Below are 13,008 nucleotides of genomic sequence, written 5' to 3' on the forward strand. Positions count from 1 at the left end.
ATACGAGGGGGTATTTTTCACTCATCATAATCTGCTACGAATAATACATATCGATATAATAAAGTTGCATTACGAAGTGAAATGATAATTGTAAACAATATTGCTCCCAACCATAGAGCTCCTAGTAAACTTAAAGGTATTGTTACTGCAAGTCCTGATAGGAATGAAAATGAAGAAGCAATTCCGCTAAAGCTATTTGAAATTACTTCTAATATCAATCCACCTATTAAAACAATCAACTGAATGAGAATAGCAAATGAAAAGAATGAAACTAACTGTTTAAGTAGTGTACCATCGCCATTTTCAACAGTATGTTGTCTCAAGAACTTCAATACACTACTATTACTGGCAGCGATAATTGCTAAACTAGTAGTGTTAAATCCTGCTAAAATAGCTATTACTGTTAATGCATCTGAATTCATATCTATAACAATTCTTAATAGTTCGGCATTCGAGATATCGATTAATAAAAAAGTACTGAATACAATTATTGACGCAATAATAGGTATGCCCAAAAATGTTTTGAACTCAAAGGAAGTAGTGTATTTCTTATAATTCGTTAAAACTTCTTTGAAATCTCTCCCAGGTTTATTGTAATCATCTGTCTCCTTAACTTTACCTGTTCTCTTCGTCCCGCTCATCTATTATCACTCCCTCGTACTGTGCATTATAAACTTTAGCACCTAAAGGATTGTCTCTTAGCGCTATCCGAGACATGCCATTAATTAAGTCGCTAAGTGATGGAATGCCACTCTCATTAAACTCAACATCTACGTCGAAAGCTCTCTGGATATTTTCTAACTCTATTGTTTTTGTTCTCCCTGAATGCAATTTTCCGTTAACGCCTAAACCATCAAAATAATCAGCTTCGAATAGCCTTCTAAAGTAATTCTCAACCCCAGTCACCGAGCGCTTAGGGATTTTGTTTTCAAAAGAAATTTTCACCCTTGTTACATCCTGCATTCCGTTTTCCTCTGCCCGATTGTGCAAATAAAGTAAATTAGAAACTTCATTACTTGTCGCCGCTGTTTCTGAAATATCTAGATAATAATAAGCTTCTTTTATAGACGCGAACTCACCAATTTCTTCGAAAAAAGTTCTATTTGGAAGACTTGCGATTTTCAAGAAATTATTTTTATGAATTTTAATAGGATCGTTCTGGTTATTGAAAGCAGATTGATACTCCACAATTTTGTCTTTGTGATAACGAATAAATTTACGAATCATTTGTCCTGCAGCCACTTGTTCGGAGTCCTTTTCTACTAATAGTAACCCTGTTCTAGAATCTACAGTAAAATGAACTTCATTCTTCATTCCATGATTTCTAGGTTTAGTGCCTGCCCCAGTCTGTTCCTCGACATCAAGAATTTCTTGCTCTTTGCCGTATCGAGCGGTTGTGAAGATTCCTTCCCAGATAAATGCATCATCCGATTGTTCGAAGGAAATTAAATTTATCATCTTTGTTTTTTCCCTGTTTTTAAAGGCTCTTTGCTTAATTGGAATCGTATCAATAATATTTTTAAAAAAGAAGTGGAAGGTTTCAAAATCAAACCTACCAAAATCATAATTTGTTCCTTGAAACTTTGGTGTAGTGAGTTCATATCCATATATAGTTACTAATCTATTTTCCATTTCGCACCCTTTCCGGGTCCCGTCTAACAAATGATTTTACTCTATTCTGCAATGAATAATTGAATAGATATGAGAGTATGACGAACGGGACCTTCCTTTAAGACTTTTTCACGCTTTCTAATTGTATCATAATGGTAATTTTCTACAATTTCATTTCATTAAAAAAACCACTAACTACTTAGGTTCACTGACCTAGAAGCATGAGACAAATAAAAACCTCTTTCGTTGAAAAACGGGAATGAAAATACCAATAAATCAACATGGAGGTGTTTTTCTGTGGCGACAAGAGTCAGTTATCCAGTAGAAGTCAAGATGAAGGCGATTGAAATGAGGTTGGCGGGGATACTCGTCAAAATAGCTCTAGAGGAATTGAATATCAAAATCCATTCCCAGCTGAAAACGTGGATGAAATGGCACCGAGAGGGAGCGCATAAGCGATTCTATCAACCTGTAGGTAAACATTATGCCTACGGCAAAGGAACTGAAAATGAATCGGAAACCGTGCGACTCTAGGTCGATAATCACTCCTTAAAACAACAGATTGACGTGTTAAAAAAGTACAAGGAATTGGAGAGAAAGTGGTTGGAGTAGCGTTTTTCAAACTGGTCGGAGAGTCAAAGGGAACGATGTCCATCCAACTCATCTGCAAGCATCTGGGCGTTGCGCGCTCAACGTATTATCTCTGAAAAAACAACAGAAATAAAACCGCGGGAATAGTTGAACAAGATCAAGCCATCAGCCAGCTGTACACAGTTCTCTAAAATCGATAATCCTTCGTTCACGATAAAGAAAACCGCAACGCCTAGAATCAACAGGCCTTTTATGTCCTGACCCATGTGAATAAAAAAGTATTCGACGCCGGCAGCCCTAGCCTAAACAAAGAATACTGTGAATTTCTTAATAAGGTTCGCCAGTCCGAGTTTGCTATTTAATGATTTCTTCATACACGCTCGAAGCAGTCCAGTAATCATATCTAGAAACGAAAAAAACAATAGTACGACGGTGGCGGCATCAATCAAGCCTACCAGATAAACTGCAAAGTTTGTAATCGTAGCCTTGATTCCTTTTACCGCCACGACCTCCCATATGAGAATATTCTTCACCCTCTCTCATATCTAAATCTCCCTTGCATATCATCTTTTGAGTATATAAAAAGAGCGTCCCTGGAGACACTCTAAAGAATATTTCAGTTATTCTAATAAATTTTATGCATTACCTAAACTTCCAATCTGAACGTCTTGCTCTGATACTCCTTCAATTCTTGCGATTTCTTCTTTCGCATACTGATCCTCTAAACCTTCCAATTCTAAGGTTTTATACTTGGACTCTGAACCGTATTTACTTAATATTTTATATTCAACATTTACTTTAGCCATTTACTCACCTCCTATAATTGTTATTTGCTGAGTATCAAAAGGACTTCTTTTTAATAAGCTTTATCGGAATTTCTTACTTTCACTTTTTCTGTAAATCAAAGAGTGACCTTTGCAAACATTTTGGTAATCATTTAAATTCTTTTTGAGAATAGTAAAGGTAAGCATAGTCTTTGAGTTCTGGAGGAAGGCTTCTTGGTTTTAGTGACATCTCCGAGCTAACATTTATTGAAGATAGAAGACCTACCGCCAATCCAGTCTCAAAAGTATACTGTCCAGTAAAACTACCCAAAACTGTAGTTCCAGTTTTGGCCGCCATATCTTTCCAATCGAATTCTATTTTAAGACTTTGTGCTAGCCGACTCATGAATGACTCTTCCATTAAGCGATCTATCTCTTTTGTTTTTCTAGCAAGTAATTCTAGGCTTTTAAGCTTATCCCTTTCTTGATCTCCGGAGTTCACAATATCTAAATACAAATTATCGATTAAGCTTCTAAATTCTAGTAGTTCATCTTTTCTTTTCTCTTTAAATTCTAGAATATCTACAAGAGGTACATCTTTTTCTGGTACTGGGAGACTTTGATATAATTCCACCTCAATATTCCGGCTCATTATCCCACTGACCTCGTCAAGAACTAAATTATAGTGAGGTTGTGCTAATGACCAACTTCCAACTTCTTTTTCATTATTTAGTCTAAATGCTTCCATCTGACTTTTTAAAAAAAGGTTTGTAAATTCTCCAGCCATTTGTAGGTTAACTCTTGATCTTTTTAATGCACCAGTCGATTCTAAAAAGTCTGTATCAGCAGTTCCTCCGAAGGTTATTATATTACTTGTAGGAAAATCAATCTGATCCCAGTAAAGCAAGTATTGTCGTAACTTTATAGGTGCAATAGTGCCTCCATTTACACTCATCGAATTTTTTCCGCTCATAACTATTTCTGGCGAAACTACAATCCCTCTCATATGAATCCCTCCTCTTGTTATTTAAATTTTACAATAGGAAGAGGTTTCCTTCAATTTCATTTTTTTCTAATTTCGTTTACTCAACCATAAATCCCATACCGCTATCCAACAAAATCTTTTTCACTTGCAGCTGCAACATAGCCGATACTTCTGCGAACGTCATTTTCTCCAAAATCATTCGTTGTGCCATCAACATCGCCCTCATGATTTCACCTCCCGTCAAAAACATCAGTAGTTTGAGTATCACTTGTACACCAGCTGCGCCATTTCTACCAAGCAAGCATTCTGCCACGAAGTCGGCTCGATCACCTAATGCACGAGCCTGAGCTCGAAGGACTTCGACTTCGGATGGGATGAACGGTTGGGGTTCTGGAGCTTCTTCGTCTCCCACATATTTGGTGCCGTCCCACATTGACCAGCAGAAACCTGATAGAAAATATAGCGATATGACATTGGAGACTTATTGACTTTGAACAGATTGGGAAACGTATTGTTCTGACATTGTTAAGTAAATCAGCTAGTAGTTGGATAGTTCGAAGTGTTATCGATTTTCTGGTTGGCAATACCATTTAAGTCCCATCGACAGCTGCCCAAAGATATGTGACATGTCCGAAGACTTTCTAAAATCATGCGTAGCCATTCAGACAATGTTTAAAATGTTACTAGGCATTATCAAATCCTTTTAAACCAGATGAAATTCTGTAGGAATGAATTCTGAGGGCTTACCAAACATCTTCTCCACTATCGATATCGTCCAGGAAAGTTAAGTTCAAATCACCCTCCTATTTCACAGTTTCCTTAAACATTTCAAGATGCTTGTCGATCATTTCGGTTGCTTTGTCTACATTACTGCTATCGAATTAATAATCACTGGGAGGAACAAGTTGCTGCTCACTGTAATATCATTCCATAACCGGTTCTGCCTACATGGCTCTGTCTGAAATGTCTAGTAAGTGTATAAGCATCTAGTAAGCTTTTAAATTTAAACGATCAGCACGAATTTTCTTTAATTCTTCTATTCGCGCGGATGTAAACATTCTGCACCATTGGGACTTCACCGCCTTCTTACTGTATCAATGTCGAATAGCCGCTGTGTAACGTTCAAATCAATCAAATACTCATCAATAAACATCTGTTGCTTTTACGTAAACTTTACCATCTACAACCAACTTTGAGGTTATTCACCAATTTTCAGACATAAAAAACATCCCTAAGGATGTTTTAATTGATCATTCTAATACACGGATAGCTGGACTTTGATTTTTCACTTTCTTATTCATTACTTTATTGTGATCAACTTGAACCGCGAAAATTTCTGCACACATTTGTTCAGAGAAGGGAGTGTGAACAACCATTTCAACTTGGTACCATTCAGAGTCCTCTGAAATAGTTAAATATTCATCTTCAATTGGAAGTCTTTCGAAATTGTAATACTGATTACTGAAATCCGATTCACCATCACTGTGTAAGTGTACGAACACTTTAGCCAATTTAAATTGCCTCCTTTGCTTTAGAAACCTAATTTCTTCACTACATATTCTTTGCCTGCGGTTGAAAACATATCTTTCCAGCTTTCAAACTTACTCTGTTGCCGTATGTATTCATCCAATCGTTTTTCATCGATACTTTCAAATTCTTTTTGAGTCTCAAACTCAAAAGGACTCTCTTCAAAAAAATCGGTGATATTTGTGAAGTTCGTATATCTTGTCATGAAATTCTGAGTAAACAAATCTTTGAAGTCTACAGAGCTAGTTTCATTTATTTCTTTAGCTCCACTTTCAATTTCTTTGAACCTCTTGTCTAATTGCTTTGATACCTTAATACGTTTAGACATTTCTACACCCCCTCCTATACAATCATTCTATATAAGGAAAATAAATACCTTTTTTACATATGCGTAATTCAGACTTGCTAGAGATTCGAGAGTGACAATTCATTTAAACAGATATAGTTTTACCTCTTTGTTAGACATAATAAAAAGCACCTCCTAAGAAATGCTTGAACACCTGTATGCAAAAATCATTTTATATTCTCGAATACCCATCTTACTATTTTCGGATAAGTGTCCACAGCGAACCAGGTTTCAGATGCATAGGATGCCACAACTCCTACCGGTAGCTCACCTAAATAAGTTTCAACTATTTTTAATTGAGTAACGCCTTTTGCAGCATTTTCTTTATTCTCCTCTAAATACACGTGCTTGCTAAATTCATTTATAATTGCTCTATAAACATTCCCAGCCTCTTCTTCGGTGTCAAAGTCCCAAGATTTTTCATCATCACCATTGCTGGTTGATAATATATAAAATGGGTTGGCTTTCATCTTCTCACCTTCCTTTACTAAATAACATAATTTAATTCTACAGAGAAGTAACCAATACCTTTTAATATAAATAAACCATATTAGAACCTTATTAGAAACATTTGATAAACTAAAAATAAAAACAATAGGCTTGCACCAACACCTCCAATATATTTGGGTACCTTAAGTATATTAAGAATTTCTACTACAACCAACATAACTATAAAAGGTAAAAGCAATACCACTACTATATGCATGACGAACTCATTCATCATTGGCTGGAAAACACTAAAATCTATTTCCAAAGATCCTCACCTCCTACACAATACATATCGGTTGATAAGAGTATTTAGTTTAGAGACAAAGAAAATAACACATCCGAAGAGTTGGTTTTCTACGATTTTTCATATCCAAGTTTACTAATCTCTTTCAGAAAACCTTGTTTATTTTTTTCGTAATCAGTTAGCTTTAATTTTAATGTTTCTCCGATAGATACCCAATCGCCTGTAAAGTCATGTCGTAACGAGACAATAATACCTGTCACCAATACTAACATTTCATAGAAATCATCTTTTTCAGATTCTCGGTAGTTGTAGGCTTGATAATTAGCAAGCCTTCTCACGGTTTCTGGAGATGAGTATAGATAAGTTTGTTTGATTAGGTTTTTTAGATGAACAGAATCTGCCATTCTTTTTTTAACTTTAGGATCATCGTTAGACATCAACATATCGGTCCACTGATTTAGGATCTTATGCATGTCTTCACCACTTCTATTACGGTAGTAATTCGATATTTGCAAATATTTTGTGTCTGCAAACTGTTTTTTATTTTCAATGAGTTTCCATATAATATTTACTATTGCAGTTACCACGCTGCTAGTTAAAACCAGGATTATCCAATCCAATTTAAATCCTCTCCTTCTTGCTTAATATTAACAAATAAAGTAATTATCATGGGAGGAATTTAAAAATGATTTTCGGTACTTCACACTGTAGTGGAGCTATTCAACTTCCCGAACCTATAATTAAGTGTAAAACAAAAAATAAAAAATGATGAAATTGAACAAATAACACATCTAGAACATTTTTCAAAAATGATTTTTATTAAAGAATCTGTAATGCGTTATTTAGGGATATGAGATAGCCTCATACGAAGACCAATCCATTTCAGATTTATCAAACATTATATTTTTCATATTTGGCTTCGTCACCCGTATGAGTTCTTCTGCTTAAGTACGTTTTTATTCTACTCGAATCCTTGTCCTTCCATTTGCCACCAAACTCCAGCTTCTCATCACTGTCAAAAGCTACCATAATAATTTAAAACCTGATAGGCATTCCCCAGCTTCTGATAAACTGAAGCTAAAAAGGAAGTGAATCGTATGAAACCAAGAATCTCTGTCATTACCATTGGTGTGGATGATCTTAAGCGATCGCTGGAATTTTACCGAGACGGCCTGGGCTTACCGACAGAAGGAATTGTCGGGGAAGAGTTCGATAACGGAGCCGTGGCCTTTTTCGATCTACAGCCAGGGCTGAAACTTGCCATTTGGAAACGCCAAGACATCGCCCACGAAACGAAAGTATCGATTGGGCCGCCAAGTCCTACAGAATTCACTCTCGGCCATAACGTCAACAGCAAAGCCGAAGTCGATGCGGCAATTGCCCAGGCTGAACAAGCGGGAGCCATTATAACCGATCCGGCTCACGATACCTTTTGGGGCGGTTACTCTGGCCATTTCCAAGATCCGGACGGCCATTTATGGGAAATTGTATGGAATCCTGCATGGGGAGAAGTGGATTAACTCCTGTTTCAAATTAAAGGGGGATTAACATGAAATTACGCAATTTCTTTTACGAGGTATTCCTGTTCCTGCTGGTAATTGTTTCTGTCGTCATTGCGCTCGTTTCCAACGAACGTTTCACTTTAGTTCATTGGATCATCTGGGGGATTTTCTTCGTTGATTATTTCATCCGCTTCTTTGCCGCTGAACGCAAATGGCATTTTATTAAGTCCCACCCATTGGAATTGATCGCCATCATTCCGCTGGATGCGATTTATCAGGCGGCGCGCTTTTTCATGTTTTTCCGGATGTTGAAATTATGGGGCATCCTCCCCCGCTTTTTGAGGCCTGTGTATGCCGTCCTAAAAACGAATGGCTTGGAAAAGCTGCTGATTTTCGCGGTCATTTTGATTTTCCTTGTGCCAATCCCAATGATCCTAATCGAACCCCAAATCGTTAATTACACCGATGCCATCTGGTGGGCTATTGTGACGATTACGACTGTCGGATATGGCGATATCACCCCTGAAACCGGCGTCGGACGTTTGTTGGCGGTCATTTTGATGTTTGTTGGAATTGGCATTATCGGAACCTTCACCAGCGCCATTTCTGCCTATTTCGCCTCCCGCAGGCGAGCACTGGAAGAAGACCATGTACTCGACATCGTCAATTCGATCAAAAAAATCGAAAAACTGACTGTAGAAGACCACCAGCTCATCCAGCGTTATTTGAAGAAAAAAATGGAATGATATGCCTCTAAAAGCTTATACCGCTATGCAAAAAGAGTCGCCCGCTTGTAGAATTCCACAAGCGGGCGACTCTTTTTTATTCGTAATAACATTTTATTTGTTCTTATATTGCCCGTTGATATAGGACAGCATGTCTCCGAAGCTATCGTAATGGAACCAGTCATAGCGCATTTTTTGGTCCACTTCGCCTTCCTCATCGATATGCATGGAATTGGCGCTCAGCTGCAGGATTTCCGTATCTTCCACATCTGTCGGTTCTTCTTCGAAAGCATGATCGGCGAATTTTTTCTTCACCGATTCATAAAACCTGTCGCGCTCATCTTCTTTTTCAAATTCCCACGATTCGTATTTGCCGCGGCAAAGAACTTCTATTGAATATACTTGTTTTTCAGCCATGTTCTCTCTCCTCCAAGTAAAGCGTCGTATTGCTCTTTACCTCAAGGAGACAGGTGGGAAACATTTGCCTCTTACTTATTGTCTTTCATCGTCTGGCGGGCTTCGGTCATTTGCTTCCATACCGAACCGCGCGCTTCTTCGCCTTGTTCGATGCGGGCAATCGCCATCTTGATCTGAAGCTTCACTTCGAACTCAGGGTCATTTTCCGCTTCCTTAAGTGCCGGAAGCGCTTTTTCTGTCCCGGTTTCATACAAGAACATCGCGGCACGCCAGCGCACGAGCTTATTCTTGTCTTGCAAGGTTTCGATCATGATCGGCTCGAACGCTTCGAAGCCAAGGTCGCTGATGGTGTCACCAGCTGTGCGGCGGACCGCCCATGACTTGTCTCTCATCGCCTGTTCAGCGTAAGGTAAGACCGCTTCGTCGTCGATATCGCCGAGATAGATGGCTGCTTGGCGGCGGATCGACATTTTGTCGTCTTCCAATGCCTTGCCTAACAGCGGCAAATCTTCAAGATCCGCTTCAACCAATTGCCCGAGCAATTGGAAGCGTGTCTCCCAATCCGGTGCGTCGAATTCTTCCAGCGACACTCTGCGTTTGTTGATTTTGCCAGCCGATTCATTCGATTCGGTTTTGCTTGTCAAAGACACCAAACGGTCATCGGGGTAAGCCGCTTCGATTTCTTCGACGATGCTTTTGCCGATTTCCTCTTTTTCGCCGTAGCGGACGCCGTAATCTGCCCATTTGCGCTGGAAAATGAAGTTTTCATCGGTTGGATCCATGACTTTGTTCATCGCCTGCACAAACCGTTCCGGCATCGCAAAGCGCTCTTCCGACTGCGAATCGAACACTTTTACTTGCAGCGGAATGCCTTTGAATTCCTGGACATGGACATACACTTCGCCGAAATGCTCATCGATCTCGAGTTCTTCTTCGGAGCCATTGCCTTCGCCGAAGACTTTACGCACATCCGCAAGAATGCCTTCCCAGTCGGATTTCGCATTGCGTTCGACTGCTAGGAAATCTGCCACATGGTAGATGCCTTTGACGCCATCGATTTCTAATATTTGCTGCACTTCTTTCGGCGCGCCTTCTGTCTGGTCTTTCTTGTAATTATGGCTTTTCCCGAACGGCAATTCCTGATCGATGATCACTTTCATCGTATTCGGGCTTGGTGTCGGTTCAATAGCTACTATTTTCAAGATAATCCCTCCTGTGTAAATTACGCTTCTGCCAGTTCCTGCAGATAGCTCCACCGTTCGATCAATTCATCGTACTGGGCGGTGTAGGCATCGATTTGGTTGGTCAATTCCTGCAATTTATCAAAGTCAGACCCAGCTTTGGACATTTCTGCCTCGGTCTGTTCGATCTTCTCTTCCACTTCCGCGATTTTGTCGAGTATGCCGTCATATTCCTTTTTCTCGAGGAAACTCATCTTTTTCTTTTTTTCCGGTGCCTGCGGTACAGGTTCAACAGCCGGTGCGTCATTTGCCACAGTAACAGCTTGCGGCTCAACTACCGGCTTCTTTTCTTTCAGCCAGTCCGTATAGAGTCCTTGGTACTCGTCGACAGTGCCGCTGCCAAGCGTCCATAGCTTTTTCGCAATTCGGTCAAGGAAAAAGCGGTCATGGGAAATGGTCAAGACAACGCCCGGGAAATTCTCCAAAAAGTCCTCTAAAACAGATAAAGTCTGGATATCCAAATCATTTGTCGGCTCATCGAGCAATAAGATATTCGGTTTTTCCATCAATAATTTCAGTAAGTACAAGCGCTTGCGCTCGCCTCCTGACAATTTGCCGATCAAAGTACCGTGTGCATTCGACGGGAACAGGAATCGTTCAAGCATTTGTGTCGCGGACAAGCGTACGCCTTTTTCCGCTTCAAAATCGCTCGACACTTCCTGGATGTACTCGATCATGCGCTGGGATTCGTCCATTTCCGGCAAACGCTGCGTGAAATGGGCAATCTTGACGGTGCTGCCGTAGTCCAACGTGCCGCTTGTCGCTTCCAAGTCGCCAGCGATCAATTTCATAAGTGTCGATTTCCCTGCGCCATTCGGGCCGACGATGCCAATGCGGTCGCCGCCTTGCAAGAGGAAGTCAAACGAATGGAAAATTTCATGGTCGCCGTATGAAACGCCCAAGTTTTCCCCTTCAATAATCTTCTTGCCGAGTCGCTGGCTCTGCATTGATAATTCAAGGCTCGTATTATCGGACGTTGATTGCAGATCTTCCGACAATTGGTCAAAACGCTGGATGCGCGCTTTTTGTTTCGTGCTGCGGGCTTTCGCACCGCGGCGAATCCATTTCAGCTCTGAGCGGAAACGGTTGTGCATCTTCTGTTTGGTCGCTTCGGCCATTTCTTCGCGCACGGCTCTGGCTTCCAGATAATCGCCGTAGTTCCCTTTATGCGTATACATCGTCTGATCCGCCAGTTCAAAGATATGCGTCGAGACCGCGTCAAGGAAGTAGCGGTCATGCGTCACGAAAAGCATGGCGCTGTTCATGCGCAAAAGTGTTTCCTGCAGCCATTCCGTAGAGCCTGCGTCCAAATGGTTGGTCGGCTCATCCAAAAGAATTAAATCAGCTGGTTCGATCAATGCTTTTGCAAGTGCTACGCGTTTGCGCTGGCCGCCGGATAATTCACTGATCTGCTGGTCGTACATATCGATGCCAAGTTTGGTCAAGGCGGTTTTCGCCAAGGCGTTGATGTCCCAGGCATTTTCGCGTTCCATGCCTTCCTGGATTTTCATCAATTCTTCCTGCAATTGTTCAGATCCAGAGTCAGCAATCATGTTTTGCAGCGCTCTTTCATAAGAGCGGTTGAGCGCGAGCAGCGGCGAGTCGCCGGAGAAGACAGTCTCAAGGACGGTCAACGATTCATCGAACTCAGGCTCCTGCATCAAGTAGGTAATCCGGTATTTTTTCGGATGGTCCATTTCCATCGTGTCGGATTCGAGATCCCCTGCGAGGATCGACAAAAGAGTCGACTTGCCGGTGCCGTTGACGCCGATCAAGCCGGCGCGTTCTCCCGGATACAATGAAAATTCGACATTGGTAAAGAGGGTCTTGACCCCCACTGATTTGCTTAAGTTTGTTACGTGTAAGTGGCTCATTTTTTCCCATCCGTTTCGTTTTGTAGTTGCTCTAGAAAGGATAGCATAAATCGGTGGCGTTCTTCAGCCATTTGCTTTCCGCTATCCGTCACCATGCGCTCTTTCAAAAGCAAAAGCTTTTCGTAAAAATGCGTCACGGTGCTCGTATCGCCGTTCCGGTATTCGTTTTCAGTCATCGCTGTGCGCGCTTGTTCATTCCGGTTATATAATTTGCGGCCTTTTGCGCCGCCGTAGGCAAAGGCGCGGGCGATGCCGATGGCGCCAATGGCATCGAGCCGGTCAGCATCCCTCACGATTCTGCCTTCAAGCGTTTCCGGCTCCTCGTTCGTCCCGCCTTTAAAGGAAACGGTCCGAATGATTGAGCGGATGTCACTGCGCTCTTTGTCCGTCAGCTCAAGCTGCAAGAGGATTTCTTGTTCCGGGTCTTCCCCTGCTTTTTTGTATTTCGGATCGGAGACGTCATGCAACAGCACGGCAAGCTCGATCAGCGCCAGATCGCCGCCTTCTGCCTGTGCAATATGGCGGGCGTTCTCCAGCACGCGCTCGATGTGCTGCCAGTCGTGGCTCGCGTCAAACTGTTCATAGATGCTTTTTACTTTCATGCGGCAGTCCGCTATTACTTGGGGATTCATGGATTCTCTCCTTTAAGGTGTCCTGACTCCATTATAACGTGAAACCGGCTGAAACGGCGC

General features: G+C 41.2%; 16 protein-coding genes and 1 pseudogene. 3 read left to right on the forward strand and 14 right to left on the reverse strand.

What is annotated here, in order from left to right; translation table 11 throughout:
• Window positions 1–17: 17 nt before the first annotated feature.
• Window positions 18–641: a hypothetical protein gene (locus AUC31_RS07555; protein ID WP_058380630.1), complete on the reverse strand. Its 624-nt coding sequence runs from the start codon at window positions 639–641 to the stop codon at window positions 18–20.
• Window positions 616–1,632 (reverse strand): hypothetical protein, encoded by a 1,017-nt coding sequence (locus AUC31_RS07560; RefSeq protein WP_058380629.1) that lies wholly within the window; start codon window positions 1,630–1,632, stop codon window positions 616–618. The genes AUC31_RS07555 and AUC31_RS07560 overlap by 26 nt, the downstream gene beginning before the upstream one ends.
• Before the next feature lie 276 nt (window positions 1,633–1,908).
• On the opposite strand from AUC31_RS07560, the gene AUC31_RS07565 reads away from it, so the two are divergent.
• Window positions 1,909–2,145, forward strand: coding sequence for a hypothetical protein (locus AUC31_RS07565; RefSeq protein WP_058380628.1), 237 nt, complete (start codon window positions 1,909–1,911; stop codon window positions 2,143–2,145).
• A gap of 155 nt (window positions 2,146–2,300) precedes the next feature.
• Here the strand turns inward: AUC31_RS07565 and AUC31_RS18020 are convergent.
• From AUC31_RS18020 to AUC31_RS07605, 8 genes and pseudogenes are all read right to left on the reverse strand, one after another.
• Window positions 2,301–2,735 (reverse strand): annotated as a pseudogene (locus AUC31_RS18020) (phage holin family protein).
• Between the two features lie 102 nt (window positions 2,736–2,837).
• Complete coding sequence (locus AUC31_RS17700; RefSeq protein WP_157073471.1) at window positions 2,838–3,008, reverse strand: hypothetical protein; 171 nt, start codon at window positions 3,006–3,008, stop codon at window positions 2,838–2,840.
• Window positions 3,009–3,135: 127 nt separating this feature from the next.
• Window positions 3,136–3,972: a DUF6236 family protein gene (locus AUC31_RS07575; RefSeq protein WP_058380626.1), complete on the reverse strand. Its 837-nt coding sequence runs from the start codon at window positions 3,970–3,972 to the stop codon at window positions 3,136–3,138.
• 76 nt (window positions 3,973–4,048) lie between these two features.
• A complete protein-coding gene (locus AUC31_RS17980) occupies window positions 4,049–4,177 on the reverse strand; it encodes a hypothetical protein (RefSeq protein WP_257721100.1) in 129 nt (42 codons plus the stop codon).
• 1,024 nt (window positions 4,178–5,201) lie between these two features.
• Entirely contained in the window at window positions 5,202–5,453 is a 252-nt protein-coding gene (locus tag AUC31_RS07585; RefSeq protein WP_237150756.1) for a hypothetical protein, read from the reverse strand.
• A gap of 29 nt (window positions 5,454–5,482) precedes the next feature.
• Window positions 5,483–5,806, reverse strand: a complete 324-nt coding sequence (locus AUC31_RS07590) for a hypothetical protein (RefSeq protein WP_058380623.1) — start codon at window positions 5,804–5,806, stop codon at window positions 5,483–5,485.
• A 185-nt stretch (window positions 5,807–5,991) separates the two neighbouring features.
• Entirely contained in the window at window positions 5,992–6,294 is a 303-nt protein-coding gene (locus tag AUC31_RS07595) for a hypothetical protein (RefSeq protein ID WP_058380622.1), read from the reverse strand.
• Window positions 6,295–6,667: 373 nt separating this feature from the next.
• On the reverse strand, window positions 6,668–7,177 hold the full coding sequence (locus tag AUC31_RS07605; protein WP_058380620.1) for a hypothetical protein: 510 nt from the start codon (window positions 7,175–7,177) through the stop codon (window positions 6,668–6,670).
• A 477-nt stretch (window positions 7,178–7,654) separates the two neighbouring features.
• Between AUC31_RS07605 and AUC31_RS07610 the strand changes: the two genes are divergently transcribed.
• Together AUC31_RS07610 and AUC31_RS07615 are read left to right on the forward strand one after the other, a co-directional pair.
• The gene (locus tag AUC31_RS07610) at window positions 7,655–8,077 is read left to right on the forward strand and encodes a VOC family protein (RefSeq protein WP_058380619.1); all 423 of its coding nucleotides are present in this window, start codon (window positions 7,655–7,657) and stop codon (window positions 8,075–8,077) included.
• A 29-nt stretch (window positions 8,078–8,106) separates the two neighbouring features.
• Window positions 8,107–8,805, forward strand: coding sequence for a potassium channel family protein (locus AUC31_RS07615; protein ID WP_058380618.1), 699 nt, complete (start codon window positions 8,107–8,109; stop codon window positions 8,803–8,805).
• 93 nt (window positions 8,806–8,898) lie between these two features.
• Here the strand turns inward: AUC31_RS07615 and AUC31_RS07620 are convergent, their stop codons facing one another.
• The 4 genes from AUC31_RS07620 to AUC31_RS07635 form a co-directional block, all read right to left on the reverse strand.
• Window positions 8,899–9,201 carry a hypothetical protein gene (locus AUC31_RS07620; RefSeq protein WP_058380617.1) on the reverse strand — a complete coding sequence of 101 codons (303 nt, stop codon included), beginning with the start codon at window positions 9,199–9,201 and terminating at the stop codon, window positions 8,899–8,901.
• Window positions 9,202–9,272: 71 nt separating this feature from the next.
• On the reverse strand, window positions 9,273–10,403 hold the full coding sequence (locus tag AUC31_RS07625) for a conserved virulence factor C family protein (protein WP_058380616.1): 1,131 nt from the start codon (window positions 10,401–10,403) through the stop codon (window positions 9,273–9,275).
• A 20-nt stretch (window positions 10,404–10,423) separates the two neighbouring features.
• Entirely contained in the window at window positions 10,424–12,316 is a 1,893-nt protein-coding gene (locus AUC31_RS07630) for an ABC-F family ATP-binding cassette domain-containing protein (RefSeq protein ID WP_058380615.1), read from the reverse strand.
• Complete coding sequence (locus AUC31_RS07635) at window positions 12,313–12,948, reverse strand: HD domain-containing protein (protein WP_058380614.1); 636 nt, start codon at window positions 12,946–12,948, stop codon at window positions 12,313–12,315. The genes AUC31_RS07630 and AUC31_RS07635 overlap by 4 nt, the downstream gene beginning before the upstream one ends.
• Window positions 12,949–13,008: the final 60 nt, after the last annotated feature.

The sequence above is a fragment of the Planococcus rifietoensis genome (genome assembly GCF_001465795.2).
GTDB lineage: Bacteria > Bacillota > Bacilli > Bacillales_A > Planococcaceae > Planococcus > Planococcus rifietoensis.